The sequence below is a fragment of the Photorhabdus bodei genome, assembly GCF_003287735.1.
In the GTDB taxonomy this organism is placed as follows: domain Bacteria; phylum Pseudomonadota; class Gammaproteobacteria; order Enterobacterales; family Enterobacteriaceae; genus Photorhabdus; species Photorhabdus kayaii.
In genome coordinates this window covers 16,455-41,244 of sequence record NZ_NSCM01000003.1, presented here as the reverse complement: position 1 = coordinate 41,244, position 24,790 = coordinate 16,455, and the positions used below count along the sequence as shown (strand labels likewise).

22 protein-coding genes and 1 pseudogene are annotated in these 24,790 nt (G+C 42.5%); 6 read left to right on the top strand and 17 right to left on the bottom strand.

The features are described 5' to 3' along the window. Positions 1 to 13: 13 nt before the first annotated feature. The 7 genes from CKY02_RS03565 to CKY02_RS03535 form a co-directional block, all read right to left on the bottom strand. Positions 14 to 556 carry a CDP-archaeol synthase gene (locus CKY02_RS03565; protein WP_112894255.1) on the bottom strand — a complete coding sequence of 181 codons (543 nt, stop codon included), beginning with the start codon at positions 554 to 556 and terminating at the stop codon, positions 14 to 16. Continuing rightward, entirely contained in the window at positions 546 to 1,169 is a 624-nt protein-coding gene (locus CKY02_RS03560; RefSeq protein WP_112894254.1) for a CDP-alcohol phosphatidyltransferase family protein, read from the bottom strand. Before CKY02_RS03560 ends, CKY02_RS03565 begins: the two co-directional genes overlap by 11 nt. Continuing rightward, positions 1,166 to 2,752 (bottom strand): fatty acid CoA ligase family protein, encoded by a 1,587-nt coding sequence (locus CKY02_RS03555; RefSeq protein ID WP_112894253.1) that lies wholly within the window; start codon positions 2,750 to 2,752, stop codon positions 1,166 to 1,168. Before CKY02_RS03555 ends, CKY02_RS03560 begins: the two co-directional genes overlap by 4 nt. Further along, positions 2,749 to 3,804 carry a hypothetical protein gene (locus tag CKY02_RS03550; RefSeq protein WP_112894252.1) on the bottom strand — a complete coding sequence of 352 codons (1,056 nt, stop codon included), beginning with the start codon at positions 3,802 to 3,804 and terminating at the stop codon, positions 2,749 to 2,751. Before CKY02_RS03550 ends, CKY02_RS03555 begins: the two co-directional genes overlap by 4 nt. Next, a complete protein-coding gene (locus CKY02_RS03545; RefSeq protein ID WP_238399076.1) occupies positions 3,797 to 6,541 on the bottom strand; it encodes a phosphoenolpyruvate synthase in 2,745 nt (914 codons plus the stop codon). Before CKY02_RS03545 ends, CKY02_RS03550 begins: the two co-directional genes overlap by 8 nt. Before the next feature lie 165 nt (positions 6,542 to 6,706). Continuing rightward, positions 6,707 to 9,232 carry a phosphotransferase gene (locus CKY02_RS03540; RefSeq protein WP_112894250.1) on the bottom strand — a complete coding sequence of 842 codons (2,526 nt, stop codon included), beginning with the start codon at positions 9,230 to 9,232 and terminating at the stop codon, positions 6,707 to 6,709. A 20-nt stretch (positions 9,233 to 9,252) separates the two neighbouring features. Continuing rightward, the gene (locus CKY02_RS03535) at positions 9,253 to 10,197 is read right to left on the bottom strand and encodes a prenyltransferase (RefSeq protein WP_112894249.1); all 945 of its coding nucleotides are present in this window, start codon (positions 10,195 to 10,197) and stop codon (positions 9,253 to 9,255) included. Positions 10,198 to 10,818: 621 nt separating this feature from the next. Here CKY02_RS03535 and CKY02_RS03530 point away from each other — a divergent pair. Further along, positions 10,819 to 11,115, top strand: coding sequence for a hypothetical protein (locus CKY02_RS03530; protein ID WP_112894248.1), 297 nt, complete (start codon positions 10,819 to 10,821; stop codon positions 11,113 to 11,115). Further along, positions 11,109 to 11,612 (top strand): GNAT family N-acetyltransferase, encoded by a 504-nt coding sequence (locus CKY02_RS03525; protein WP_112894247.1) that lies wholly within the window; start codon positions 11,109 to 11,111, stop codon positions 11,610 to 11,612. Before CKY02_RS03530 ends, CKY02_RS03525 begins: the two co-directional genes overlap by 7 nt. Here the strand turns inward: CKY02_RS03525 and CKY02_RS03520 are convergent. Further along, entirely contained in the window at positions 11,581 to 11,895 is a 315-nt protein-coding gene (locus CKY02_RS03520) for a GIY-YIG nuclease family protein (protein ID WP_112894246.1), read from the bottom strand. The two genes, CKY02_RS03525 and CKY02_RS03520, sit on opposite strands and share 32 nt — an antisense overlap. Before the next feature lie 274 nt (positions 11,896 to 12,169). Here CKY02_RS03520 and bhsA point away from each other — a divergent pair, with 274 nt between their 5' ends. After that, the gene (gene bhsA, locus CKY02_RS03515; protein ID WP_112894245.1) at positions 12,170 to 12,421 is read left to right on the top strand and encodes a multiple stress resistance protein BhsA; all 252 of its coding nucleotides are present in this window, start codon (positions 12,170 to 12,172) and stop codon (positions 12,419 to 12,421) included. A 112-nt stretch (positions 12,422 to 12,533) separates the two neighbouring features. After that, positions 12,534 to 12,965 (top strand): YhbP family protein, encoded by a 432-nt coding sequence (locus tag CKY02_RS03510; protein WP_112894244.1) that lies wholly within the window; start codon positions 12,534 to 12,536, stop codon positions 12,963 to 12,965. 2 nt (positions 12,966 to 12,967) lie between these two features. Here CKY02_RS03510 and nrdG read toward each other — a convergent pair whose 3' ends face one another. The 4 genes from nrdG to pyrI all read right to left on the bottom strand — a co-directional run bounded on the left by nrdG (position 12,968) and on the right by pyrI (position 16,785). Continuing rightward, entirely contained in the window at positions 12,968 to 13,432 is a 465-nt protein-coding gene (gene nrdG / locus CKY02_RS03505; RefSeq protein WP_112894243.1) for an anaerobic ribonucleoside-triphosphate reductase-activating protein, read from the bottom strand. Between the two features lie 19 nt (positions 13,433 to 13,451). Beyond that, the gene (nrdD, locus tag CKY02_RS03500; protein ID WP_112894242.1) at positions 13,452 to 15,590 is read right to left on the bottom strand and encodes an anaerobic ribonucleoside-triphosphate reductase; all 2,139 of its coding nucleotides are present in this window, start codon (positions 15,588 to 15,590) and stop codon (positions 13,452 to 13,454) included. Between the two features lie 250 nt (positions 15,591 to 15,840). Beyond that, positions 15,841 to 16,227: a 2-iminobutanoate/2-iminopropanoate deaminase gene (gene ridA / locus CKY02_RS03495; protein ID WP_112894241.1), complete on the bottom strand. Its 387-nt coding sequence runs from the start codon at positions 16,225 to 16,227 to the stop codon at positions 15,841 to 15,843. Positions 16,228 to 16,320: 93 nt separating this feature from the next. Continuing rightward, on the bottom strand, positions 16,321 to 16,785 hold the full coding sequence (gene pyrI, locus CKY02_RS03490) for an aspartate carbamoyltransferase regulatory subunit (RefSeq protein WP_112894240.1): 465 nt from the start codon (positions 16,783 to 16,785) through the stop codon (positions 16,321 to 16,323). A gap of 591 nt (positions 16,786 to 17,376) precedes the next feature. Here pyrI and CKY02_RS03485 point away from each other — a divergent pair. Beyond that, positions 17,377 to 17,580, top strand: a pseudogene (locus CKY02_RS03485) (DUF819 family protein); the annotation flags it as partial. A gap of 289 nt (positions 17,581 to 17,869) precedes the next feature. Here the strand turns inward: CKY02_RS03485 and pyrB are convergent. The 3 genes from pyrB to argF form a co-directional block, all read right to left on the bottom strand. Continuing rightward, a complete protein-coding gene (gene pyrB / locus CKY02_RS03480) occupies positions 17,870 to 18,793 on the bottom strand; it encodes an aspartate carbamoyltransferase (protein WP_112894239.1) in 924 nt (307 codons plus the stop codon). Positions 18,794 to 18,796: 3 nt separating this feature from the next. Further along, complete coding sequence (locus CKY02_RS25490; protein ID WP_238399075.1) at positions 18,797 to 18,973, bottom strand: hypothetical protein; 177 nt, start codon at positions 18,971 to 18,973, stop codon at positions 18,797 to 18,799. A 127-nt stretch (positions 18,974 to 19,100) separates the two neighbouring features. Then, positions 19,101 to 20,117, bottom strand: a complete 1,017-nt coding sequence (argF, locus tag CKY02_RS03470; RefSeq protein ID WP_112894238.1) for an ornithine carbamoyltransferase — start codon at positions 20,115 to 20,117, stop codon at positions 19,101 to 19,103. Positions 20,118 to 20,281: 164 nt separating this feature from the next. Between argF and rraB the strand changes: the two genes are divergently transcribed. After that, the gene (gene rraB, locus CKY02_RS03465; RefSeq protein WP_112894237.1) at positions 20,282 to 20,689 is read left to right on the top strand and encodes a ribonuclease E inhibitor RraB; all 408 of its coding nucleotides are present in this window, start codon (positions 20,282 to 20,284) and stop codon (positions 20,687 to 20,689) included. Between the two features lie 116 nt (positions 20,690 to 20,805). Here the strand turns inward: rraB and CKY02_RS03460 are convergent, their stop codons facing one another. Together CKY02_RS03460 and CKY02_RS03455 are read right to left on the bottom strand one after the other, a co-directional pair. After that, the gene (locus CKY02_RS03460) at positions 20,806 to 23,616 is read right to left on the bottom strand and encodes an RHS repeat domain-containing protein (RefSeq protein ID WP_112894236.1); all 2,811 of its coding nucleotides are present in this window, start codon (positions 23,614 to 23,616) and stop codon (positions 20,806 to 20,808) included. 392 nt (positions 23,617 to 24,008) lie between these two features. Then, positions 24,009 to 24,782, bottom strand: coding sequence for an amino acid ABC transporter substrate-binding protein (locus CKY02_RS03455; RefSeq protein WP_112894235.1), 774 nt, complete (start codon positions 24,780 to 24,782; stop codon positions 24,009 to 24,011). Positions 24,783 to 24,790: the final 8 nt, after the last annotated feature.

Genomic DNA, 24,790 nt, shown 5'->3' with positions numbered 1-24,790 from the left:
CGGCGGGGAGCAGTCACAATCTCGTTTTTTTCAGCGAAAGCAAAAACAGTATATTTTTAACGACAAAAGCGCTGATTAAAAAACAGAGGAAAACAAAAAATGCATCGACATAAGTAATATGAAGATAAATAAAATAGGCTATTGTGACGCCAATAGCTGAATCAAATTGATCGAATAAAATAAACAATCGCTTATTTTGTTCCGGGTGTTGCCCCGGTGGTGCGCCGAGTCTCCTTTTTAGCCAAGAGTTTGGCAGTTCGAAAAAAACATAGCCGAAACCCGCCAGAAAACCGGCAAATAAGCAGGAGGAAATAGTCTGGGGAATAACAGTGTCCTGTGTTCCGGTGCTGAGAGCTAACCACAATAGCGAAAATAGCGCGGTAATAATGGGTACAACAATAAAACCGCGCCAGGTCTTGTTGCTACCGAAATAACGTTGATGTATTGGAATAGCCCAGCGGGAAAAGTAGTTTTTCGTCACAATCACCATATGTAAACAACCACCAAAGATGACGGGGATCAGTAAAATCCATCCGTGATAAAAACTATTGAGCATAAAGACTCCAGAAATGAAGACCGGTAAATAAAGCAAACCCTGCAAGTGTTGTACTGATGATAGTATTGAGACTCTTGAACTTATAAAACGGGCGATCCCATAGCATGGCGATACTGAATGTAAGGAGCGCTAATGTCAGTAAGATATGGCTTAACCATTGCTCGACTACCAAGCTTACCAAAGCATAACCACTGATAATAAATAAGCTCCAGAATACCGGCATACCGAGATAGGAGAGCTGGTTTTCGTTCTGAATATTACCGACTTCATTAAATACAGATAATCTCAGGCAACCGCTAATGATCATTAAGATAATAAACAGGGAATACCAAGATTGATAACCGGAAAGGTAGAGGATAATGGCTGGAGAGATCAAGTAAATAAGTTGATCCATAAATCCATCAAGATAACGACCGAATGGGCGCGCAATATTTAAGTGTCTGGCTAGCATGCCATCAAGCGCGTCGCCAAGCATGGCAAGATACAAAAACGCAATGGCTAAGTAATACCAATGTTGTAATGCGGCTGCTACGGCAAGCGCGCTAAAGACCGCCCCAACGATAGTAATATAGTCTGCTCTGTTTAGATGAATGATGAAATGATTATTATTCATAATTTTTCCTTGTGTGGAACGGAAGATAATTGGCCTTTACCGAGCATATTGATCAGCGCGATGCGGTTTATTTTGCTGTTATGACGAATGTCAACAGGGATAGGACTAGCACAATAAATACGAGTAACCTGCGTGAGATCCAGCTCGTCTAAAATAGCGGGTAAATCTGTCGGTAGTGTGGCGCTTTCCAGTATCAGGGCGGCTCCACCTAAAGGATGTAACACGAATGCGCTTTGAGTGATCCCAGGCAGTTCATTGATCCTTTTTTCCAGTACGTAGGGATGGATGATATGACCATCATCTAACACCACTTTATCTTTTACCCGTCCAAGTAGCCAGAGCTGTCCTGTCGTATCCAGATAGCCGACGTCACCGGTACAGTGCCAAATGCCTCCCTGTTTACGTGGGAGTTTGTTTTCTTTCGTTGCTTGAGGATTATCAATATAGTCTTTGAGCACATGAGGCCCGGCAACCAAGATTTCACCGACATTACCGGCAGCTAGTGGGGTAATTTGTTGGGGGTTAGCCGTTATTTCCCGGATACATATTTCTGCTTGTGTAACCGGTTTTCCAACCAAATAACCATCATGAGTTGCCCAGTGGTTTAATTGAGTCGTCATTTCGACGGTACTGATCGGTTCAACTTCGGTGGAACCATAGACCACTAAATGCCGAGCATATGGAAAGACGGTCAGGCAGTTTTCAAGCAGAGCCTTATTGGCAGGCGCACCACCTACGATGACTGTTCGCACGTTGGGGAATGACAACCCTTTGCTCTTAGCATAACTGGTGACTTTGTTCATATAGGCGGGAGCACCGCTGAGGCATGTAACACCTTTGTCTTGCACTTGCTTGACGATCTTCTGCGGATCGACAGTTGCGGGATGGGCAAAGTCAAAATCAGGCAGAATACTGCTGTTGCCGCAGCATAATGAGTGCAGCACCATAACGGGGAAACTGTGTAGATCTATCTCATTCTTTCCTTCGGCAAAAAGTGCTGTTATGGCATAAAGTTGTGCTAGCAAGCTGTCATGAGTGCGGTTTGCGCCTTTGGGTGTGCCGGTAGAACCCGAGGTAAAGGTAATTAACCCAGTTGTATACGACGGTAAATCTCGGCAGATAAAGCTACTCAGTGGTAAATGTTGATTGGGTGTTTCCAGCACTTTCATGCCCAAGATACGCTGTCCGATGACAAAACGTCGCAGTCGCCATAGTTCAGGGATCAGAAACCAGAATTTTCCTAACGTAGGTTGAGTGATCACCGCCGATAATTTACTGTGGCGCAGTATCTCTCTCAGTTGCTTTTTGGCAAGCCCGCGCTCAAGCATAACGGGAACTAGCCCTAGCCCCAGAATGGCGATAAGCAATGGATAAAGTACTAAGCTTGGTTGGATAATCACTAACAAGCGATCGCCAGCGACGAACCCAGCTTGAGTTAACTGATACTGGAAATGGGAGGCGTGAGAAAAAAACTCCTGAAAGCTTAAACCATTACTATGATCCCGTGAATGTGGCGCTTGCAGGGCTAAATGCTCAGGATGTTTTTGGGCTGCATCGACAATTGGCTGACAAATATTTGTCATGCGATCCTCCTGTAATAAAGCGCATATTGATGCTTGGTGGCAGCAGGTGTATTGAAAAGCCGTTCTGCGGTTTTGAGCGATGTATTATCTTTACGCATCATGGCCCCTCCTAGACGAGGGTGAATACGTCTGGCACTCTGTTCAAATGAGTGGTATAGCGTGTTGTACAGCCGACTGCGCCGGTATTGCGGTGCGACTGCCACGGTTTTCAGCAACCCGATAGCGGGCCGGCCTTTTTGCAGGACTGACAGACTTAAAATTATCCCGGCAATTTCGCCACTAGGAGTTTTAGCCAGAAATGACGCAGGGTAATGGCAAAAAGGTTTGATAAACTCCTTACCGCAATGCTGCTGAAATGTGGCCCAAGACGGGGTGGTATAAGCGAAATTCTCACCAAACACCGAGTCGATAAAAGAATAGAGTTTAACTTGCTCTTGCATCCATAATTCTGGCGTTAGCGGCAATAATGTCGCTTGAACATCAGGAAGTCTTTGCGCGCGTTGATGAGCCTGCCGAAAGTTGCCTTCTGTTGCTTGGGTATCGTCGAATATCGAGGTATAGCGATAACGGATATCAAACCCTAACTCTTTTAACAAAAGGTGATAGTAAGGAGGGTTATAAGGCTCATGCTCAAAGGGAGGCACATCAAAATGATCAAGTCGAACGCGGTAGTGTCCGAAAGTTGAAAAGTTAATCGGCCCGTAGAGATTGCACACACCATTTTCCTTGGCCCATTGTTCTAGAGCGCTAAACAACATGGTGTTGCTTGCTATGTCATTATCAGTTTCCCAAAAGCCGAAAAATGCGGCAGATCGGCCATCAACTCTATGAGGTACTAAAAAGCCGACAAGACGGGCTTTCCCTGGAATGCAGCCAATCCAGGCTTTACTGTGATTAAACCAAGAATTCTTCGGGCTGAACTGCTGTTGTACTTTTTCCCGGTCTTCACCAGGCCATAGCGGCCAATCGCGATAAATACTGGGAGGAAGGTCAAGAAAACCTTCAGGTAGTGGATTGGCTGGAGACCACTCTCCCATGAAGATATTAGACATGTTCACTCCTTGATGTCAGCTCTTCTACAGTGGTGTCGTGCAAGCGGACAACAGTCCCAGTTGCTCCATCCATGTGTACCCGATCGCCATCTTTCAAAATTTGTGTGACGGCGGGAATGCCGACGATGGCGGGGATCCCCAGTTCACGAGCAACAACGGCGGAATGTGAAAGTGTGGAACCGCGCTCGATTAGTAATCCGCCTGCTGTAGGGAATAACGGTGCCCAACCGGGATCGGTGCGTACAGTACACAGGATCTGCCCTGCCAGCGACATTTCATCTTGTGGGTTTTTAATTAATCGGATAGTTGTTTCAACTTGCCCTGGGTAGCAACCTATGCCCTGTAGCATGCTGCTATCGGTTGGGGCTTGTTGTTCCTGATAGGGATAGCTGTAATCTTGCTGTTGATACAGTGAGCCTCTAATGAAAAAGTGATGAGCTGGTTCATCCTCTGTTTCGTAGTTGGCATATTCTTGCTTGCGTATAGCAACTAAAGGCTCAAGTTGGGTCTGTATTGCTGTTCCTTCGTAGCCGCTGTAGATCTCCTCTAATGTGAGATAAAAAATATCGCGGGGTTCAGCGAGTATCCCTTCTAATGCATATGCCTGACCAAGTTGTAGGAAGATATCTCGATACAGCCCAAACATACGAGTTCGGGTGAAACGCATATTTTCCCGGTGACGTATCGCTTGACGTAATTTCTGCAAATTCTTTTTAAAGGCGTTCATACGCTTGGAGCCAAGTCGCTCCTGTATTTGCTGAAATGCGGTATTTTCGGCTTGAGTACGCAACTTTCTTTCCCGGCTGGATAACGTCTCTGGTGTGAGGGTATCGATAGCAAGGTAGTTTTTTAGTATCAGAAATAAAAAACTGGGATCTTGTTTTAGTGTGATGGTTTCCAGCTTCAATTCACCCATCGTGCGATCGCCATATTTTTTAATATAATCAATGCACTGCTGGTGGAATGATTCATCGAGTGGGCGTATTTGGGTCAGCAGGGTACGCGCATCACCGAGGGTCAACAGGTTGCATAACTCAGGGTGCTGGCGTGCATATTGGCACATTTTTAATAGCACTTTGGTCGGCTGGGTACTTTCGATATCTTCATCCCCAGAAAGAAGATCACCTAATAATGCAGATGAGTTTTCAATACCGGCAGCAATTAGCCCTCGATGTACCCGGCCATTAAACATCATCACGTAGAAATCGTTTAAGATCGGCGTCGTCCAGCGTTGTAGCAGATGTTCATCCAGATATTTTAATTTTTCGATCAGCTGGCCGCTGTTGCAAGTATGCAATTCTGATTGTTTTATGGCGGCGGCATGCCATTTAAACTGCTCTAAGAATAGTTCTACCCGTTGATCCATAGTCCTAAAGGCATATAGCAAGCGCAGGAGTGCCCACCCCATTTTTGGCAGTTTCTTTATTTTATCGCCCAGTGAAAGTGTCTTATCCTCAATAAAATCAACCGGGTCTTCCAGCCCCATCATTCTTTCCATATCTTTTTTATTGGTTTGGAAAGAGGGAAGTAATAGTAGTCCTTTGTACCAATTATTGATGTTGTAATAGATCCTACCTTTAACTAAGCCGAGCATATTTTCCAACATGGAACGATGTTGATTAACCTGTTTATCTGAGCAACCTAAAGCACGTATTGTCTGTTCATAAACGGTGGCATAACCTGCCCGGGCAAAAGAGAAAGTCAGTGGTGTTGTTATTCCACAATAAGATTCCTGAATATTGGAATTATCGAAAATAATATGACGTTCGCTTTTATCATCCAGACGTGGCAATCGGGTTATTGGCCGGGTCTGTAGAATAAAGATTTGATGGTTTTGAATCGTCCATTCGATATCTTGTGGACACCCTCGAGCTGCCGCAATTTCTTTGCCAATATCTCGTAATGCATAGATTTTATTATCGAGTAAGGTCGGTTCCCACTGTTTTTCTTTCGCGACGGGTATTGTTACTGTACCGCTGCCGTTGGTGGTATTGAAAACAGTTGCTGTCTCTTTTTGTGTGATATGACGTTCGATCTCAGGTGTGGTGAGATGAACTGAAAATTCATCGGTATCGCATTCGCCGGAAACTACGCCTTCTCCGGTGCCCCAGGCGGATGAGATTAGGCAATGTTGCCTGCTACCCGTAACAGGGTGTGCAGTAAACATGACACCAGAAACCTCACCGGCAACCATGTTCTGAATGATGACAGCACTACTGATATTGCCCATCGGTAGCCGTTTGTGTAGGCGATATTGTAATGCACGCGTGTTAAAAGCTGAGGCCATCACGGCACGTAAGCTGTTGGCAAGCGCTGATTTACCCCGCTGAAATAGGTAACTGTCCATCTGCCCGGCGAAAGAAGCATTGGTGGCATCCTCACCAATGGCTGATGAGCGAACAGCGAAAAATTCATCTGGGTGATTCTCTGACAAGAGAGCTAATTCTTCTTCTAATTTAGTAGGTAATGGAATCGACTGTAGCCACTGACGTAATGGCGCAGCAATAGCGTCGAGTTTTTCCTGGCTGATATCATGTGGTACGGTAGCTAACTGCTCTATGATGTTGCTTGCAAACGTATCGTTGATGAGTAGGCTATTAAGTACCTCGCTGCTGATGACCCAATAATTAGGTACAGGAAAACCGTTTTGTGTAAGCCATAATAAATTAGCCGCTTTTCCACCTAAGGAATGTTCCGCCAATTCAATAGCGTTATCTTGCGTGTAGAGATATTTCATATTGTTCCACCAATACAGCAATAGTATACCTTGCTTACATCATGCTCTTATTTGTACGTGATATTGTTGGCGTTAATAGATCAATAAGATATGAATGTATTACAAGCTATTGCTGCACCCTTATTTTAGAGGAAGAGTAAATTAAATAGTTTATTCGGTTGATTATTAATTCCGTGTTAATGAAATAAGCCAGCGGAGCGTTTTCATTGTGCGCTCCATAAATGGGTAGCCAACAACATTGTGTGCCATCATATAAAACGGAATCCTTCTCATCCATAAATCATGCAGCGCTAATTCATAGCCACGATGCCAAATTATTGGATCGAGGGAGATCCCCGATTTTTGCTCAAGTTCAACCCGGTGTAGTTCAATATAATAAGCCACCTTATCTGCATCACTTTGTGGGTCTAAGCTAAAAGCCAGAAGTTCTGCCAGGTCGCGCTGGGGGAGATGCAAAGTAGACAATTCCCAATCCCAAGCGCATAAATGTAAGCCGGTTTCCTGTTGTCGGAAGGCAATATTGCGTGGGTTGAAATCACCGTGGATCAATGTCCTGGGCATCTGTTCGATCTCTTTCCACCAGGTGGAGGCATTGTCTACCCAGTGCTGGAAATCTTTATGTTCTTCGGTAGTGAACAACTCAGGGAACGTTTGGTGGATAAAATTGCCCAGTTTTTGCCACAGGGGCTTCATCTGTGAAACCGTATCGGCATTCGGAATTTGTAGTTGCGAGAATTTCCACGTGAGCTCTTCTTCCCGTCCCAACCAGATAGAGTGAATATCGGCTACTCCTCGGATGGCGGTTTCAAGGTGGCGCTGCTCCCAAGGTGTTTCCAGGTTAATATTGTTCATTAACACCATATCGTGGAGCAATTCTTCAATCAGGGCATAAGTTCCGGTTGCTTCGTTTTCAATTACACCATAGACAACTGGAATATAGCGCATCAACCGTGGATCTTGCTGATTCATAATAGCCAGCTCACGGCTATGGCTTTGGTTAAATTCAAGCTGATGTGCAAAATCTTGGAAAACGGCAAACAACTCGGAAGAGCAGTGTTTGGCAATATCCAGTACCATCTCGACGACCTCTGTCCCCAAAGGTTTCAGTTTCAGCATTACGGGTAAATTATGCTGTGCGGATGTCGTCATGGAAAAAGGAAATAAGCCAATTAAACGTTCCGCATAATTCGAGCTCAGATGCGTCAGCATGCTGTGTTCATCACCGCCAGAAAATTTAGGATTGATCGTGGTTAAATGGGCCCCTTGTAACACAGGGTTAAAATCTGCTTGCTGGAAGAAGGAGAGATCAAGTTCCTGTGGGGTGTGTGCAGTGATATTGTTAGTGGTGACAGGGCGATAGCGGCCAAGTCTTTCATGTGATTGAGCGAATTCATCCGCAGCAATAGCTGACAGTGTTGAAATATCAAGGGCCAGACAATAGCTGGCGATGATCTCCGCCAGGCGGGCGGTGCCATTTTCATCGGTGCAGCCCAACATGTTCAGACATTCACGTTGGTGTGGTAAATAAGTTCCGCCACCGATAGTACCGATGATCAGAGAAGGCAGTGTAATACTGCAATAGACGCGGTTATCGGCAGTTAATGTCATGTGCAGGTGGGCGACTGACGATTCATGTACACAGGCAATATCCTGCCCTAGAGCGGTAAACATCCCGGCAATCACATTTGCGGCATTAATATTCATGCCGATCATCCCTGAGGCAATAGCTCCTTCGCAGACATGATGATAAGCCGTGACAAGTTGTTGTGGTGTGACTCGCAAGATTTGCTGACAGGATTCAGCATCTAAATAAACCTCAGCCACTACACGAGTTCCACGACCTTCGATGAAAGGTTGATAAGACACCTTTTTATCACTAGATGTATTACCATCGATCATAAAGTGACGTAGAGGTATAAACGCCATTTTGGCTAATTGTTGTTGGATCCATTGACATGCATACCAAGTGCAAATGGTGGTCATGTTTTGACCTGCCGCAGCGGCTGTATTGTAGATAAATTGCAAATGGACGCTGCGACCGATGATATGTGGATTTATTTCCAACAATTGCGCATGTTTGGAATGGCGTCCTATTTCATACCGTAATTCGCTGATATGTTCTTTGATCCAATCACTGAACATAATGCTATGCGAGACGCTATGAAATTCAAAACGAGGGGCTCGTATCATGCGTTGACCGAGTACACGCGCGGTCGTCCCCCCTGATTGCGTAATAACGGAAGAACCACGGGATACCGAAGCAATCAAAGCGCCCTCTGTGGTAGCAAGTGGAGCGTAATATACCCCTTGAGCGTATTGCCCCTTTATCAAGAGAGGGCCGGCGATCCCCACAGGGATTTCTATTGAACCAATAAATCCCTCAATGGTTTTTGTCAGTTTGGTCGCATCCAGATGAGTATCTGCCACGTGTTCCAATGCATGCCCGGTATGTTTTGCCAAATAATCCAGACGCTTTTGTCGCGCTTCCTCGGTGTAGGTGTAGAGGTGGCGGCGGGGCAATAGTTTTACTTGGGTTGTATCTGTACGGACGGCAGATGCTTCTTGGTGTTTTTTGATGCTGAATATGTCACGTGACAATTCTAGAATAGAACCTCGCGCACAGTTTTCTATGTGATCAGTGGTATTATCTGATGCATCACTTACATATGATTGGATATTCTTTTGCAACATAACTATATTTCCTTTAATGCCTAAGCAAACCCAAGCTTTATTAAGATGCTAGCAGTGCAAACTGAATAACCTAGCACCATGAATATTCCCACGACAGCTTCATCGCGTTTGCGATTCTTGATGGTGGGGCCATAGAGGAATTTGCCTAATTGCCATAGACACAACACATAACAAACGACCAAGATAATTAACGCCCATAACGCTATACCATCAGTGGTGATATTGATTAGCCAAATCTGTAACGCCAACATTACAGTGAGCAATGCCGCGATAATAGCAACGGCTCCTTTTCTGCCGAAAATAGATGAATAGGTCGGTATTTCCAGACGTTCTTCATCTGGGCCTTTGCACTTGCGTGTAATTTCAAAACTGAATCCAGAAAAGAAGCACAACCCCATTAAAACCCATATTGGAAAAGTGAATGTGAGGTTAGGACTGGCGATATTGCCTAACCACCAGATAATGAGAGGCATTACCAGCATATGGGAAATGGCGTACCAAGTAAGGTGTTGGTTTAGCCATTCACCGATAAAGAATTCTTTCCCCATAAGACAGGTCCAGATAAAGACTAACAGCCAGGCAAAAGTAACTGAGCCAATTCCCCGATCTAGAAATAGACTTCCACCTAATTGTAATGCGATACAACAGATACCAAGTACCCGTAGATTTTTCAGCGTAATAATACCGCGTTGTAAAATCCGTTGTGGATGATGTTCACAATCCAGTTGGTAATCTTTATGCTCATCGAATATCCGTAATAGTAAAAAATAGGAGAAGGACATCAGGCAACCGAGAAGGATCTCCCATGACAAAACTGGCTTTTCCCCTATTGAATAAAAAGCTACGGAATAGCTGATGATATAAAAGATAAAGAAAAGCGGCGCATTTTGTAGCGGGAAACGCTCATCCATCCATAGCTTTATCCTCTTACCAATGAATTTTGAATAAACATCTTGGCTTTCCATACACCGTTCCTATTTATTGTATAAGGATTAAACTATATACGTTTGTGACAATTCAGCCCAAGGATAATCAATCCAGAAGCAAATCTTAATAAATCCGATGCGTGCTTTTTAGCATTATCTCTCTCAATAATTTAAGAAATACGTATGGACTGATGCCATACATTAAGCCAAAAGTTTGCAATCGGCTATAATCAGTATGTGTAAATTTTAATTTCAGCATGCAACTTATGTTTACATTTTTTTCTATAACTGTATGTTTATGAGATGCTTTTGTTTCCATTTGGATTAAGGAGTCATGGGCTTTAATATCATATTTCAGACAGATATAGATAAGTTCTTCTCCGTTATCGACGACAACTTTGTTCCGTAAATAAATTTTTTGTGGGGGCAAAGTTACTACATATAAAATACCGGAATAAAGTAATAAATGATTAGTAATTGTAATTGAATTAGTGATGGGATGTTTTGATTTAGCGCAGTTTATAGTCAGATATTACCCTAATAGTTAAAAGGTAAAATTTACAGTTAGGTCTGTATTGGATTCTTGATGTAGGATCGGGCGAATGCCGATATATTTTGGCTAGATAGCTACGTTACTTTATCAAGTAAGGAGTCTGAGCTGTGTTAGGAAAAATCCACAATCTTACTCTGCACTGGTTTATTACTGTCCGTGATAGTCATTTAGTTGTCAACCAGTATAAGCAGGAAGAGGTTAGTTTCAGCGACGAAGCCAATTATCTGGTTCTAATAGTTATTCGTACAGAATTAGGGTTGTGTGTTAAAAATTTGGTAGATACGATAGCGTTGAAGTTCATGCTTGCTGTTCTTTGTGCGGGTTTGTTCCAATTGGCTGAGTGTATAGAAGCGAGTTTGCCGGAGGGCGTGGATCAGCACGATCTTGCGCGATTATCATGTTGATCAGAGTAGAAATTCCTGTAGATGCAGCGGGAATAGATCAGTTATTACGGAAATCTTTTGATACCCCGGCAGAAGCGGAATTGGTCCAACAATTGCGGGAAGATGGATTATTGACGTTAGGGGTGGTTGCTACTGATGACGAAGGCCAGGTAATCAGTTACGTGGCTTTTAGTCCGGTGGATATTAATGGTGAAGATCACCAATGGGTTGGTCTGGCGCCGTTAGCGGTTGCTGAAGAATATCGTCGGCAGGGGATTGGTGAAAAGCTGGTGTATGAAGGTTTGGATAGCCTGAATGAATTTGGTTATGGTGTCGTCGTGGTTTTAGGTGATCCACACTACTATCGCCGGTTTGGTTTTACGCTTGCCAGTGAGCATCAGTTGCATTGCCAGTGGCCAACGTGTGAATCTTATTTTCAGGTATATGAATTAGCTGATAGTTCTTTGGCTGACCATAAGGGGTTGGTTACTTACTCCCCACACTTTGACCGTTTTTAATTGATGCTAAATATTCTGCTATACAGACGGGCTGGCAAATAACCAGCCTCTCTTTTTGCTGTTTACTTAATTGTTTTACTTGATATTCCAGCTGTGAGGCATTGGAGCGGTCTCCGGCATGACTACTGAAAACTAGCTGTAACGGTCCTTTCCCCCTCAGTGATTTGGCTCCTTTCCCGTTTTTATGTTGTGCAAAACGTCGGTGAATATTTGTTGTTATCCCGGTATAAAGCATTCCTGATTTTGTTTTCAGTAAGTAAAGAACCCATTGATTTTCAGTCATATAATTTTTTTCTAAATTTTCTATTTTTGATATTTATATTTTACTCGAACGTTTTTCTATATCATTTTTCTGAATAATTTAGTTTAAGTTATTACAATATAACAGTTTTATAAAACCTGTTACATATCAATTTGCTATACGTCGCATTGCTTGTTCAAAAAAATTGAAATAAAATAGCAATAATTGCTAATTTTTATTCCGGCCTTTAGAGCATACTATGATCCACATCACAGAGAGTAACTCATTCCACTAAAAATTGATCAAGGATCATAATATGAAAAACGTAAAATATATCGCTGTTGCTTTAGCTTTAAGTGCTATCTCTTTTGGTAGTATGGCGGCAACAGAAGTTCAAACTTCTTCTTCCCCTAAAATTGGTGTAGTTTCTGTAACGGGGGCTGATACTTTGGAAACCCTAAGTACCGAATTGTCCAAAAAAGCTGACAAAGCAGGCGCATCTTCTTTCCGCATTATCTCTGCCAGCGGTAAGAATCAATTATCAGGTGTTGCTGAGATCTATAACTAATTTATAGTAGAGCATACTGAACCCTGTCCCTGTCAGGAGATATCAGAACACGCCGTAGGATGATGTTTATCCCGGCGTGGTTCTGGGCTTCTAGGCAGATATTGGAGAGAATGTGAGCGCCACTGAAAACTTTCAGATTATCCACAGATACCTCGCAAGACAGCATGTCCTAACGCTTTGTACAGCAACCGGTGATGATATTTGGTGTGCAAATTGCTTCTATGTTTTCAATGCCGCTGAGATTGCTTTCTGGTTTATGACTGAACGTCATACTCGCCACGGTGAAATGATGCAGGTAAACCCGCAGGTTGCAGGTACTATTGCCGGGCAGATTCGTAATATTGCACAGATAAAAGGTATTCAGTTCAAAGGAGAAGTCATTCGTCTTGAGGGTGAAAAAGATAAAGCGGCCAGAGCACGTTATTGCCGTCGTTTTCCTGTGGCAATTGCTGTTAAAACACCTATTTGGCAACTGAATCTCAATGAAATAAAGATGACTGATAATACGCTTGGATTTGGTAAAAAAATCTGCTGGCAGCGATAAAATTATCTTAATCTATGAATAATCTGGTTATAGCTACCACGCCATAGTAAACCGGGTTCATAAAGATCTTGTATAAACTTGCCATCCACTAGCACATTAATATAGCTGGTAATTTCCCGTTGAATTTCGCTAAGTTCTTTTAGCCGATAACCCGTCCAAAGCCAAATGTCCTTGTCTGGGCACTCTGCTTTAACCCGTTTTACCAATTTCAGGATTGCGGATGTGTTGTGTGGATGTAGGGGATCGCCACCAGATAAAGATAGTCCTTGTCGTTTAATGCGTTTGTCCTGTAAATCAAAAATTACACGGTCTTCCATTTTCTGCGTAAATGGTTGGCCGGAGTTCACCCGCCAGGTACTTTTGTTATAACAACCGGGGCATTGATGTTCGCACCCCGCGACAAATAGTGTGCAGCGGGTTCCGGGGCCGTTGACCACATCAACAGAGTAGTATTGGTGGTAATTCACGTTGTCAGCCTGCCTTAAATTAGCCTAATTGCCCATTTGTCAGATGTTTTACTCTGCGTTTCACTTCTTCCTGTTTGCCTGCATTGAATGGGCGGGCATCGGGGCTTCCCAGATAACCACAGACTCGGCGGATGACTGATACTCTGGAAGGTTCATGATTGCCACAACGTGGACAGGTAAACCCTTTACTGGTACAGGAGAATTCACCGGTGAATCCACAGTCATAGCATTCGTCGATGGGGGTATTGGTACCGTAATAAGGGACACGTGAGTAGCTGTAATCCCAGACATCTTCCAGTGCTTTTAGATTATGTTGCAAATTAGGATATTCGCCGTAACAGATAAAACCGCCATTTGTTAGTGGTGGATAAGGGGCTTCAAAATCCAATTTGTCATAAGGATTGACCTTCTTTTCAACGTCAAGATGGAAGCTGTTGGTGTAATAACCTTTGTTTGTCACTCCTTCAATCACTCCAAACTCAGCGGTGTCAAGGCGGCAGAAACGGTCACATAGATTTTCACTTGGTGTGCTGTACAAACTGAAACCGTAACCTGTCTCTTTTTTCCATTGATCAGTGGCTTTTCGCAGATGATCAACAATTGAGAGTGCTTTTACACGTAATTGTTGATCATCAAATAGATGAACTTGATTGCCGTACAATGCGTTAATGGTCTCATGAATACCAATATAGCCTAGGGAGATAGAAGCCCGGCCATGCTTGAAGATTTCAGCGATATTATCATCGGCTTTCAAGCGAACCCCGCAGGCACCTTCTATATAAAGGATTGGTGCAACTCGTGCTTTGACACTTTCCAAGCGGGTAATACGGGTCATTAGTGCTTGCTTTGCCAGTGCCAGACGTTTGTCTAGTAATTGCCAGAAATGTTTTTCATCTCCTTTGGCTTCGATAGCTATCCGAGGCAGGTTCAAACTGATAACCCCTAAGTTATTGCGTCCTTCATGAATTTGTTCCCCCTTTTCCTCATAAACACCGAGGAAACTGCGGCAACCCATCGGGGTTTTAAAAGAGCCGGTGACCTTAACCACTTGATCATAGTTAAGAATATCTGGGTACATTCGCTTACTGGCACATTTGAGAGCCAGTTGCTTGATATCGTAGTTAGGATCACCGAGTTTGTGATTTAGGCCATCACGGATAGCAAATACCAGTTTGGGGAACACCGCTGTTTTGTGGTTCTTACCCAAACCAGCAATGCGGTTACACAGAATAGATTGTTGGATTAGACGGGATTCTTTTGATGTACCCAGACCAAAGCCAAAAGTGACAAAAGGAGTTTGCCCGTTGGCGGTATGCAGTGTATTAACTTCATATTCCAGTGATTGAAAAGCGTCATAACACTCTTTTTCTGTTCGTACTTCGGCATAAGATTTTTTATTGGCGATATCCCACTCTTCGGCAATCGCCAAGTGTTTTTCATAGCTGGCTTTAACGAAGGGGGCCAATACTTCATCTATACGATTGATGGTGGTACCGCCATAAATATGGCTGGCAACCTGAGCGATAATTTGAGCCGTTACCGCTGTTGCGGTTGAAATGGATTTTGGTGGTTCTATTTCGGCATTACCCATTTTGAACCCACTGGTTAGCATGCCTTTTAGGTCGATTAGCATACAGTTAAACATTGGGAAAAAGGGAGAATAATCGAGATCATGATAATGGATTTCGCCTCTTTCGTGAGCCAATACCACATTACGCGGCAGAATATATTGTTTGGCATAATTTTTAGCAACAATCCCGGCCAGCAGATCCCGTTGAGTTGGAATCACTTTGCTGTCTTTATTGGCGTTCTCATTGAGCAGGGAAACGTTACTCTGTTCAACTAAGCCACGGATTTCTTGATTAAGTCGGCTATGTAATTCTCGGACAGTATCTCTGTCGTGACGATATTGAATATAGCGATGGGCAAGGTGCTTACGGTTGTCTGCTATCAATTGCTTTTCTATTGCGTTCTGAATATCTTGTACATCAACTTGCCTGTAGTTAGCCGTTGATTGCGTTACTGTGGATGCAACTTGGATACAATACTCATCATCCGTCATGTCAACGGCAGAAGTGGCCCGTTTTACGGCATCTCTGATACGTGTTTCATCAAATGGTACTTGGCGACCATCCCGTTTTATCACAACAGTTTTCACAATATGACTCCTTGAGAATGTTATCCAAAAGGGCAAACTATTCTCGTTTTGATATCTAGCTTAAAGATAGATGTTGCTATATATAGTTTTATTTTTATATTTAAACACAATATATAGTAATTTTGGGTGGGATAATCACGATCTCATTTGATCTAAAACAAAGAATGGAGACTTAATATTTAAGGTCCAGTGAGAAGTACAACCCCTTGGTCAGTAACTAACCAAGGGGTTGTAGAAAACAGGGCAGGGATTATTTACGAATCGCGATAGCTTCGATTTCGATTTTAACGTCTTTTGGCAGACGGGCTACTTCAACACAAGAACGCGCCGGAAAAGATGCATTGTGTTCTTTGAAGAATGCTTCATAAGTTGCGTTAACGGTACCGAAGTCATTCAGGTCTTTAACGAAGACAGTTGTTTTAACAATGTCACCTACAGTGAGACCGGCTTTCTCAACGATAGCTTTAACATTTTCCAGTGATTGACGCGCTTGAGCGGCGATATCTTCTGCGACATCACCTGTTTCTGGGTTGATTGGGATCTGGCCGGAAGTGATGATCATATTGCCTAGATCAACACCCTGAACATATGGACCAATTGCAGCAGGGGCTTTATTGGTATTAATCTCGTATGACATAGGTTCTCCTATTAATGTGATAACTGAATGAATATTTCATCAAGGGTACTATTATAGTGTTCGCTTCTGCCTCAGCAACTGACATTAGATCATTTACTCGTTGAGTATCACCACGTTGCGGTCAAATTCTTTCTCGCAGTATTTGCAGGTTAGCACCACATCTTCCGTTGTCACTTTGACTCGAAAACTGCTTTCTACGGGTTCATTGTGGCTGATGCAGTTGCTGTTAGGGCAGACTAATACGCTATCGATACGCTCAGGCAAGTTAATGGGGAGTTTCTTCACAACTTCATAGTCTTCAATACAGTTCACTGTGGCATTCGGCGCATACATAGCAAGTTGGTTAGCTTGCTGTTCTGTCAGGAATGTATTTTCGATTTTGATGAGATCTTTTTTACCTAGTCGATTGGAAGGTAAATTCAGGCCGATGGTAATGCGTTGATCGGTTTCAGTTAGCTTAAACAGAGAGAGTAGTTTGAAGCCGACCTGAGCCGGGATATGGTCAATCACCGTACCGCATCTAATAGCTTCGACTTGTAGTTTATGATCGTGGGTCATAGTGTTTTGTATGAATACATTTTAGTGACAACTTTCTGTATTCATCCTCCAGAATATTGTTAAGAATCGACACCTCTTCCATTCTAGGCGGTGTCATCCTGTTTATCCAGATGAGACGTAGGCAAATCAATATTATCTTACTGTTGTTATTCCATATACTTAGCTTTAGCCGTCATTGTTATAATAATACTATATTGAGTTTATTTATTTTGGCTGTTTTGTTTGAATTATTTTCTTATTAAAAACTATTATTTTTAAATTAACAGGTAATTTAATATCTTAAAGTTAATGGTTAACAATAGATTGATTTTAAAAAGTTTAATTTAATTAATGTTTTTTTGATAATATAAAGGTTAACAGATTATTTATGTCAGAAATTTAGTTTTAAATTAATATTTTTTCCATTAAATTACTATTAATAATGTGATTTGTTCGATTAGATAAAATGAAGAATAAAACTTTAAAGTATTTATTTAAATAGTGAGAGAGTAAATATATTTTTTACAATTTCTATTGAAAAATATCTTGGTTGGAGAATTATTAATAGAACTTTAATAAATAATTTCGATGAACCTTTAGACATTTGGTTTTGGTAAGTTATTTAAATTTAACCTTGAGGAAATTATACTTGCATGTAATGCAAATATTGGTGGCCCAACAACTGCCGCAGCGTTAGCGATTAGTAGAGGTTGGATAGGATTAGTTGGGCCTATTATGGTTATTGGAACGGTAGGATATGTGATTGGCAACTATATTGGGACGATTGTTTATTTTGTTGTTACAGAGATTTTGTGAAATTAATCATAATATTCTTAGGTTAATATTAAAAAATTATAATTTTGTTTTCCCTCCTTTGTTGTCAAAGGAGGGAGCCGGGCAGCGTGTAGACAAAAGTGACGGTTTTTGTGTGCACTTTACTGCCCGGAGATACTGTCTTGCTCACTGGATGGGCAAGACGTATTTTGGCACCACATCGAATTTGTCTTCGATATCGAAGGTGGTAAACAGACTGATTAATCGCTATTCCAGAAGAAAATAATAACCCATTATATTCATGGATAAAGAAGTACTTTCTCTGCTTTAATCATTCATTTAAAACTAAAGATAATAGAGCCTGACGAGCATAAATACCATTCTCTGCCTGTTGGAAATAATAAGCATAGGGCGTTTTATCTACATCGACAGTAATTTCATCAATACGTGGCAATGGATGCAGAACTTTAAGGTTATCTTTCGCTCCGATCAGATCGGAAGCGCGTAGAACAAATTGTGCTTTTACGTTGGCATATTCGGATGGATCAAGACGCTCTTTCTGTACACGAGTCATATAAAGAATATCTAGCTCCGGTAATACTTCTTCAATATTAGCGTGTTGGCTGTAGGTCGCACCTCTTTCATTCAGCATATGAAGAATATGGTTTGGCATTGCCAACGCTTCCGGGGCGATAAAATAAAAGTGATTGCCATTAAATTTCGCCAGCGCTTGTGATAGCGAATGGACCGTGCGGCCATATTTCAGATCACCAACCATAGCGATATTCAGACTATCCAGCCGTTGCTGAGTTTCCTGAATAGTGAATAGATCCAGCAAGGTTTGAGTCGGATGTTGGTTGGCACCGTCACCGGCATTGATAATCGGAGTGTCACCGGAAAATTCAGAAGCCAGACGTGGGGCACCTTCCTGTGGATGGCGTATCACGATAGCGTCAACATATTGGCTGATAACGGAAATAGTATCGGCTAGCGTTTCACCTTTCTTACCCAGAGAGGTGTTACTGCTATCTGAGAAACCGACAACTGAAGCGCCAAGGCGGTGGATTGCTGTTTCAAAAGAGAGGCGAGTACGGGTGGAGGCTTCGAAGAAACAACTGGCGATAACCTTGGGTTTCAGCAATTTAGGTTGTGGTCTGGCTTTCAGTGCAGCAGCAGTCTGCAACACCAATTCCAGATCTTCGCGGCTCAGATCATTTATTGAGATGATATGTTTGCGATATAACGGATTAGCCATTTTTCACTCTCCTCTAATGCTGACATCCGGGGTGGTGATCATGAATTGATTACCGGGCAAAAAAAAGCCCCTCAATGAGGGGCGGTTAAATGATTGGTTTAGCAACGGGAAAACAATGACGGCTAGTTGCCTTTTTTCAGGCAGTTGTGCTTTATGACAAAAATCAGCGCTGTCTTTCATGATTTCTCCCGGCAAATTGGGGCGCATTATACTCGTGAAAAATATTACAGCAAGCATTTGACCAAAGAAAAATAATATTGGCAGGATCATATCTTTAAAGACATAATCCTGCGGATATCCCAACTAATTAGATTTTAAGATCATTTGCTAGAGTTGCTACCATTACCGCTTTAATGGTATGTAGGCGATTTTCTGCTTGATCAAACACAATGCTGTGCTCTGATTCAAAAACTTCATTAGTCACTTCCAGCCCTCCATACATATTAAACTCAGCAGCGAGTTGTTTGCCTAATGTCGTTTCTTCATTATGAAATGCTGGCAGACAGTGCAGGAATTTTACCTGTGGATTGCCTGTCATGTTCACCATATCCATATTCACTTGATAAGGTTTCAGTAGGTTAATGCGTTGTTGCCAAACTTCTTTTGGTTCGCCCATAGAAACCCAGACATCGGTATAAAGAAAATCGGCATTTTTAACCCCCTCGGCGATATTTTCCGTCAGAGTAATTTTACCTCCTGTTTTTTCAGCCAGTTTCTGACATTCAGTCACCAGTGCGGCATTGGGCCAGTACTTTTCAGGGGCAATCAACCGAACATCCATGCCCATTAGTGCCGCGGCTTCTAGCATGGTGTTACCCATATTGTTACGAGCATCCCCTAAGTAGGCGAATTTGATTTCTGACAACGGTTTTTCTGGTTGATGTTCCTGAATAGTTAGCAGATCTGCTAGTAGTTGAGTAGGGTGAAATTCATCTGTTAGCCCATTCCATACCGGAACACCTGCATATTTTGCCAGTGATTCAACGATTGTCTGGGCATAGCCGCGATATTGAATACCATCATACATACGGCCAAGTATACGGGCGGTATCTTTGATCGATTCTTTATGGCCAATCTGGTTGCCACTGGAACCGAGGTAGGTGATATTTGCTCCTTGATCGTAAGCTGCCACTTCAAATGAACAGCGGGTACGGGTGGAATCTTTTTCAAAAATCAGCACAATATTTTTGCCTGTTAACAGGGCTTTTTCTGTACCAGATTTTTTAGTCGATTTTAATTCAGCAGCTAGCTTTAGCAAGGCATGAATTTCTGCTGAGGAAAAATCAAGTAGCCTTAGAAAATGACGCTGATGGAACGGATTCATTGTTTGGTGTCTCCGTATTTATTGTTTGCATTTAAATTCAATCTATATCTATAAAAATGCAATTTCAACTCCGTATTAGATTTCTTTGATGTAAACAGTGGTTAGCCCGCCTGCGGTGTGGGAGAATGAGTATTGGGACGGCCAACTGCTTGAGGATATTAGGTATGGCAAATCAAAGAGACTTAGAAGAACAACGCGAAGAAACGCGGCTTATTATTGAAGAATTACTGGAAGATGGTAGTGATCCAGATGCACTTTATGCCATTGAGCATCACTTTTCTGCTGAGGATTTTAGTCTGTTGGAAAAGGCTGCGGTTGAAGCCTTTAAACTGGGTTATGAAGTGACTGATGCGGAAGAATTGGAAGTCGAAGATGGTACTATTCTGATGTGTTGTGATGTTATCAGTGAGTGTGGATTGAATGCAGAACTGATTGATGCCCAGGTTGAACAGTTAGTGAATCTGGCTGAAAAAATTGGCATTAATTATGACGGTTGGGGCACTTACTTCGAAGATCCTGATGAGCAAGATGAAGATGATTTGCCGGAGCAGGGTGACAGTAGACTTCATTAGTATAATCAGTATATTAAGAATCCTGTGTTAGTTCTGGTCGTGATTGATACATGTGATTCAAAATAAAATAGTCCTTATTCGCCAAAGCAGATAAGGACTATTGCATTTAAAATAGACTATCTTATCAAACCATGTTCCCTGACTTTTGAAAGAATAGTTCCTCTCCTAATTTGGTTTGCCTCGGTGACTTCCCTTTTTAATTCTTGTCCTAGCTCATTAGAAACCAGATCTTTATGTTTTTCTGCAAGTTCGCTTAATTCTTCTGCGGTGTGAACAATTCCGGTAACTTTCCATGCCAGAGACAGGCCTTTTAATGCCACTTTTGCTACCGGATGTGGCACAACTGCGGCGGCGGTATCCAGTGTGGCACCGACCGTTGCACCTAGCGATGCCCCGGTAATTAGCGTATCTGTTGCGACCTCTTTTAAATCATCAGTTGCTTTTTGCAGCTCTTCCAATTTTTCTGGGGTGACGGTAGCGGTAGCAGCGCCTGCCTTAAATACCTTTTTTATACCGTCCAAGGTGAGGCTAAAATTATTAATTGCGTCGGTGCCGGCGGCTTTTGTTAGCTCAGTTTTATTTAGTTCACCTACATTGCCAGTCGCGGCAAATTCTCCGGCAGCGGCGACTAAACTTGCCCCTTCTTTTATTGCTTGAGCGCCAGGGACTTGTCCCTGTGCGAGATGTTCCGCGGCTTCTTTGCGTCCCGTTATGTTATGGGCCATCTGCTTAATCGGGTCATAGTTTGCTTTTAAAGCACTCGCTTTTTGGGTGATTTTGCTGACTTGTTGATCACCATAGGATTCAGAAGCAGGAGATGGCATCTGAGGTCTTTCAGCTTGTTGATTTTTATGTTTATAAAGTTCGTATGCTATACCGCCAACGCCTAATGCACCTGTTGCTACGGTTTTAAATATACGTCCATCTTCATCTATGCCAGTCATTGGATTATTTCTTACCATACGGTACAAATTCAGGCCATCTACTGTTCCAGCCGGGTCAGTGTTTAACCATCTACCGGCCCACGGTTGATAATAACGGTAGCCGTAATAGTACAGTCCCGTTGCATCACGCTCTTTGCCTGAATAACGAATGGTTTTGTAACCGGCTTCAACCTGGTTTCTCGCCGCCCATACTGCGGTGCCGCCATAGGGGTAATACTCTTCCCAACTGATAATTTCTCCATGCATATCCAGTTCTAATTCGCTGCTGTGCGTAAGATTATCGTAGTTATATCTGATTTGATCGTTATTTATACCGGTAGGTTGGCCTTTTTCCCAGTGTAGTACGCGTACTTGTGCTCTTCCTGCTTGCCCGACAGTAATAACGTGCAAGTCTTCGGTGATATTGGCATCGCTTTGTGTGGTGTGTAATTCCAATCCTGGCAGGTAAGTCACTTGTTGTTGTTGCGTGGTATTGGATGTTTGTTGTGCATTTATTTTCAGTAGCCGCATTCCGTCACTGTCATAGCGGTACCACTCGTGTGCGGTGTTACCACTTTGGTTCACTTGTTGTAGCTCTCCTCGTGGAGTCCAGTCTAAGGATTGCCCTGATAACAGACTGGTTTGATGACCACCAGCATCAAAGAATGTATCAACGAGATTGGGATCGTTGGTGAGCGTGCTGAGGACACCACGGTTATTACGGTTTGAGATAGTGATATTTGTGGTGTAGTTATTGTTACTTGCTGGAGCACTATGCCGGATTTGTGTCAGGTTGCCGCTATCGTCGTAAGTATAAGTGCGAGTATAGTTAGTATAGATGTTGTCATCGGTAGGAAGAGGGGTAATTAAAGGAGGAAGCTGGCTTCCTTGCTGACCAATGTTAGCCATTTCGCGGCCGGTTGCTTTGGTGAGTTGGTACAGAGAATCATAGGAATATGCATTTTCCGGTACTATTTTCTGATTACGCCAGAATCGGGTTGCTTCTGCATCATTACGAATATTGATCACATTGCCAACGGGATCATATTCATAACGTAAATCCTGTAGTGGTTTTGTACCATCTTTAATCCGGCGGGTTGTAATGTTAATTAATCGTTGGGTCCCTGGTTCATAGGTATATTCCGTAATAACGCCATTAGCGTGTTCTTCTCGTAATTTTTGTCCGGCTGCTGACCAGGTAATAGACTGCACAATAACTTTTTCGGATTGGCCTTTTAATGTTAACCAGCTACCTTTCAATTGACCTGCTACATCATAGGCCAGCCGCTGTATATTTCCCTTGGCATCGATTTGGGTTAGCAGAGTACCAATGGCATCGGTTTTATTTTGAGTCGTGAATATGTTGTCATTCAGCTTTGTACGCCAACTATTTTCGTCATCACCGCGCCAATCAGCTTCCTGATCGTCGGCTATTAATTGACGGGATTGTGATAAGACCGCGCCGGTTAAGGACAAACTTTCCAATTGTACCAGCCCCGCCGTGTCATAATGGCGTATACATTGCCCGGCGAGATTCTGGTTTTTCTCTGTATCTGTATTGTTTGCCCAAATAAGGCGCTCCGTGGTTTTCTCGTTCTTTTGTATTAACTCGGTGACAGCCAGCAAGCGGCCCGGCAAGGTATTATCTTCATAATGATGGGTCTGGCGAGCGCCGATTGCATTGATAGTCAGTACTGGGCGACCTTCGATATCGTTCAAGGTAATCGTTCGGCCAGCATCGATATTTTCTTCACGCAACGTATTACCAGCAAGATTAAAGATACGAGTAAAGTTCGAACCACTCTGGTTCTTATACCTGCGTGGATCCGTGCTTTTTACTTGAAATCCTTGAGTATTAAATTGATAACGCGTGATCAATTCGTTGCTATTGGTTTCATCAATTTGAGTACGCAGATATTCCAGCGTACGTATATTCAATCCTCGATTATCTCGTACGCTGACAGATGGAGTATTTTGGTTAATTGCAGAATTGTAACGACTCATATTGCAGTTCCTTATGTTGTTTTAATCTGTTAGCCGGTTTAATAGTGGCGACTTGAGACTTTACTACGGAATGAATAAAATCTTTAACAGAATAGCGTGATAATTTTTGAGGTTGACAGTATGAGAATTAGTATTCCAATAGATAGGGATAGAATACTAACGGGGAAATAAATTATTTTTATTAAATGATGTTTTTACACCGAAATAAATATTTTAATTATTTGATTGTGATTAAGGAAAGTTAATTAATAACTGCATTGAATATATATTTAAAATAATCGTTAACGAGAAGATATTAATTTCATAATGATTGAAATTTTTTGAATGTAAAAAGAGAGATAATTAATTGATAAATAGATAACCACCTCTTGTAAGAAGAGGCGGTTATTTTCTTATTTGGAAACATCGGTACCGAAATACTGAGTGGAAATATGTAAATAGGTGCCATCGGCTTTGATATCGGCTAGTGCCTTATCGATAGCGGCTTGTAATTCTGGCTCGCCTTTACGAATTAGCACACCGACTGGATCGCCATTGGGTTCGGACGCGACAACTTTTACCGGTGCATTGGGTTTGTGTTTCCTAAAATCGAGATAGGACAGATTATCGTTGATAGTGGCATCGGCTCTGCCTGTAGCAACTAAATCGATTGCCTGATTAAATCCTTCGGTAGGGACGATTTCCGCACCGAAATGTTTTGCTAACTGGGCGTAATTACTGGTTAAGCTATGGCTTGAGGTTTTACCTTTCAGATCGCTGAACGTTTTTATACTGTCATTATTTTGCCGGGTGATAAGTACGGCTTTAGATATGATATACGGGTTGGAAAAGTCATATTTCTTTTTGCGTTCTGGTGTGATAGCGACCTGATTGAGTACCGCGTCATAGCGTTTGGCACCAAGCCCGGCAATAAGCCCATCCCACTTGCCTTCGGTAAATTGGGCTTTGACATTCAGACGTCGTGCGATTTCGCGGCCAATATCAATATCAAATCCAGTTAAGGCTCCGGAAGCATCGTGATAAGTAAATGGTGGATAGGTTCCTTCGGTAGCGATTTTGAATACGCCTGCTGATTTAATGTTATCAAGGCCAGATTCTGCATTAGCAGAATATGCAATACCGAGTTGAATGACACCCGCTAATAATGCGGTAAGCAACATTTTCATTTTCTTTC

Coding starts and splice junctions, on each gene's coding strand:
- CKY02_RS03565 (WP_112894255.1), bottom strand. CDS start 556: ATGCTCAATAGTTTTTATCACGGATGGATTTTACTGATCCCCGTCATC.
- CKY02_RS03560 (WP_112894254.1), bottom strand. CDS start 1,169: ATGAATAATAATCATTTCATCATTCATCTAAACAGAGCAGACTATATT.
- CKY02_RS03555 (WP_112894253.1), bottom strand. CDS start 2,752: ATGACAAATATTTGTCAGCCAATTGTCGATGCAGCCCAAAAACATCCT.
- CKY02_RS03550 (WP_112894252.1), bottom strand. CDS start 3,804: ATGTCTAATATCTTCATGGGAGAGTGGTCTCCAGCCAATCCACTACCT.
- CKY02_RS03545 (WP_238399076.1), bottom strand. CDS start 6,541: ATGAAATATCTCTACACGCAAGATAACGCTATTGAATTGGCGGAACAT.
- CKY02_RS03540 (WP_112894250.1), bottom strand. CDS start 9,232: ATGTTGCAAAAGAATATCCAATCATATGTAAGTGATGCATCAGATAAT.
- CKY02_RS03535 (WP_112894249.1), bottom strand. CDS start 10,197: ATGGAAAGCCAAGATGTTTATTCAAAATTCATTGGTAAGAGGATAAAG.
- CKY02_RS03525 (WP_112894247.1), top strand. CDS start 11,109: ATGTTGATCAGAGTAGAAATTCCTGTAGATGCAGCGGGAATAGATCAG.
- CKY02_RS03520 (WP_112894246.1), bottom strand. CDS start 11,895: ATGACTGAAAATCAATGGGTTCTTTACTTACTGAAAACAAAATCAGGA.
- bhsA (WP_112894245.1), top strand. CDS start 12,170: ATGAAAAACGTAAAATATATCGCTGTTGCTTTAGCTTTAAGTGCTATC.
- ridA (WP_112894241.1), bottom strand. CDS start 16,227: ATGTCATACGAGATTAATACCAATAAAGCCCCTGCTGCAATTGGTCCA.
- pyrI (WP_112894240.1), bottom strand. CDS start 16,785: ATGACCCACGATCATAAACTACAAGTCGAAGCTATTAGATGCGGTACG.
- pyrB (WP_112894239.1), bottom strand. CDS start 18,793: ATGGCTAATCCGTTATATCGCAAACATATCATCTCAATAAATGATCTG.
- CKY02_RS25490 (WP_238399075.1), bottom strand. CDS start 18,973: ATGAAAGACAGCGCTGATTTTTGTCATAAAGCACAACTGCCTGAAAAA.
- argF (WP_112894238.1), bottom strand. CDS start 20,117: ATGAATCCGTTCCATCAGCGTCATTTTCTAAGGCTACTTGATTTTTCC.
- rraB (WP_112894237.1), top strand. CDS start 20,282: ATGGCAAATCAAAGAGACTTAGAAGAACAACGCGAAGAAACGCGGCTT.
- CKY02_RS03460 (WP_112894236.1), bottom strand. CDS start 23,616: ATGAGTCGTTACAATTCTGCAATTAACCAAAATACTCCATCTGTCAGC.
- CKY02_RS03455 (WP_112894235.1), bottom strand. CDS start 24,782: ATGAAAATGTTGCTTACCGCATTATTAGCGGGTGTCATTCAACTCGGT.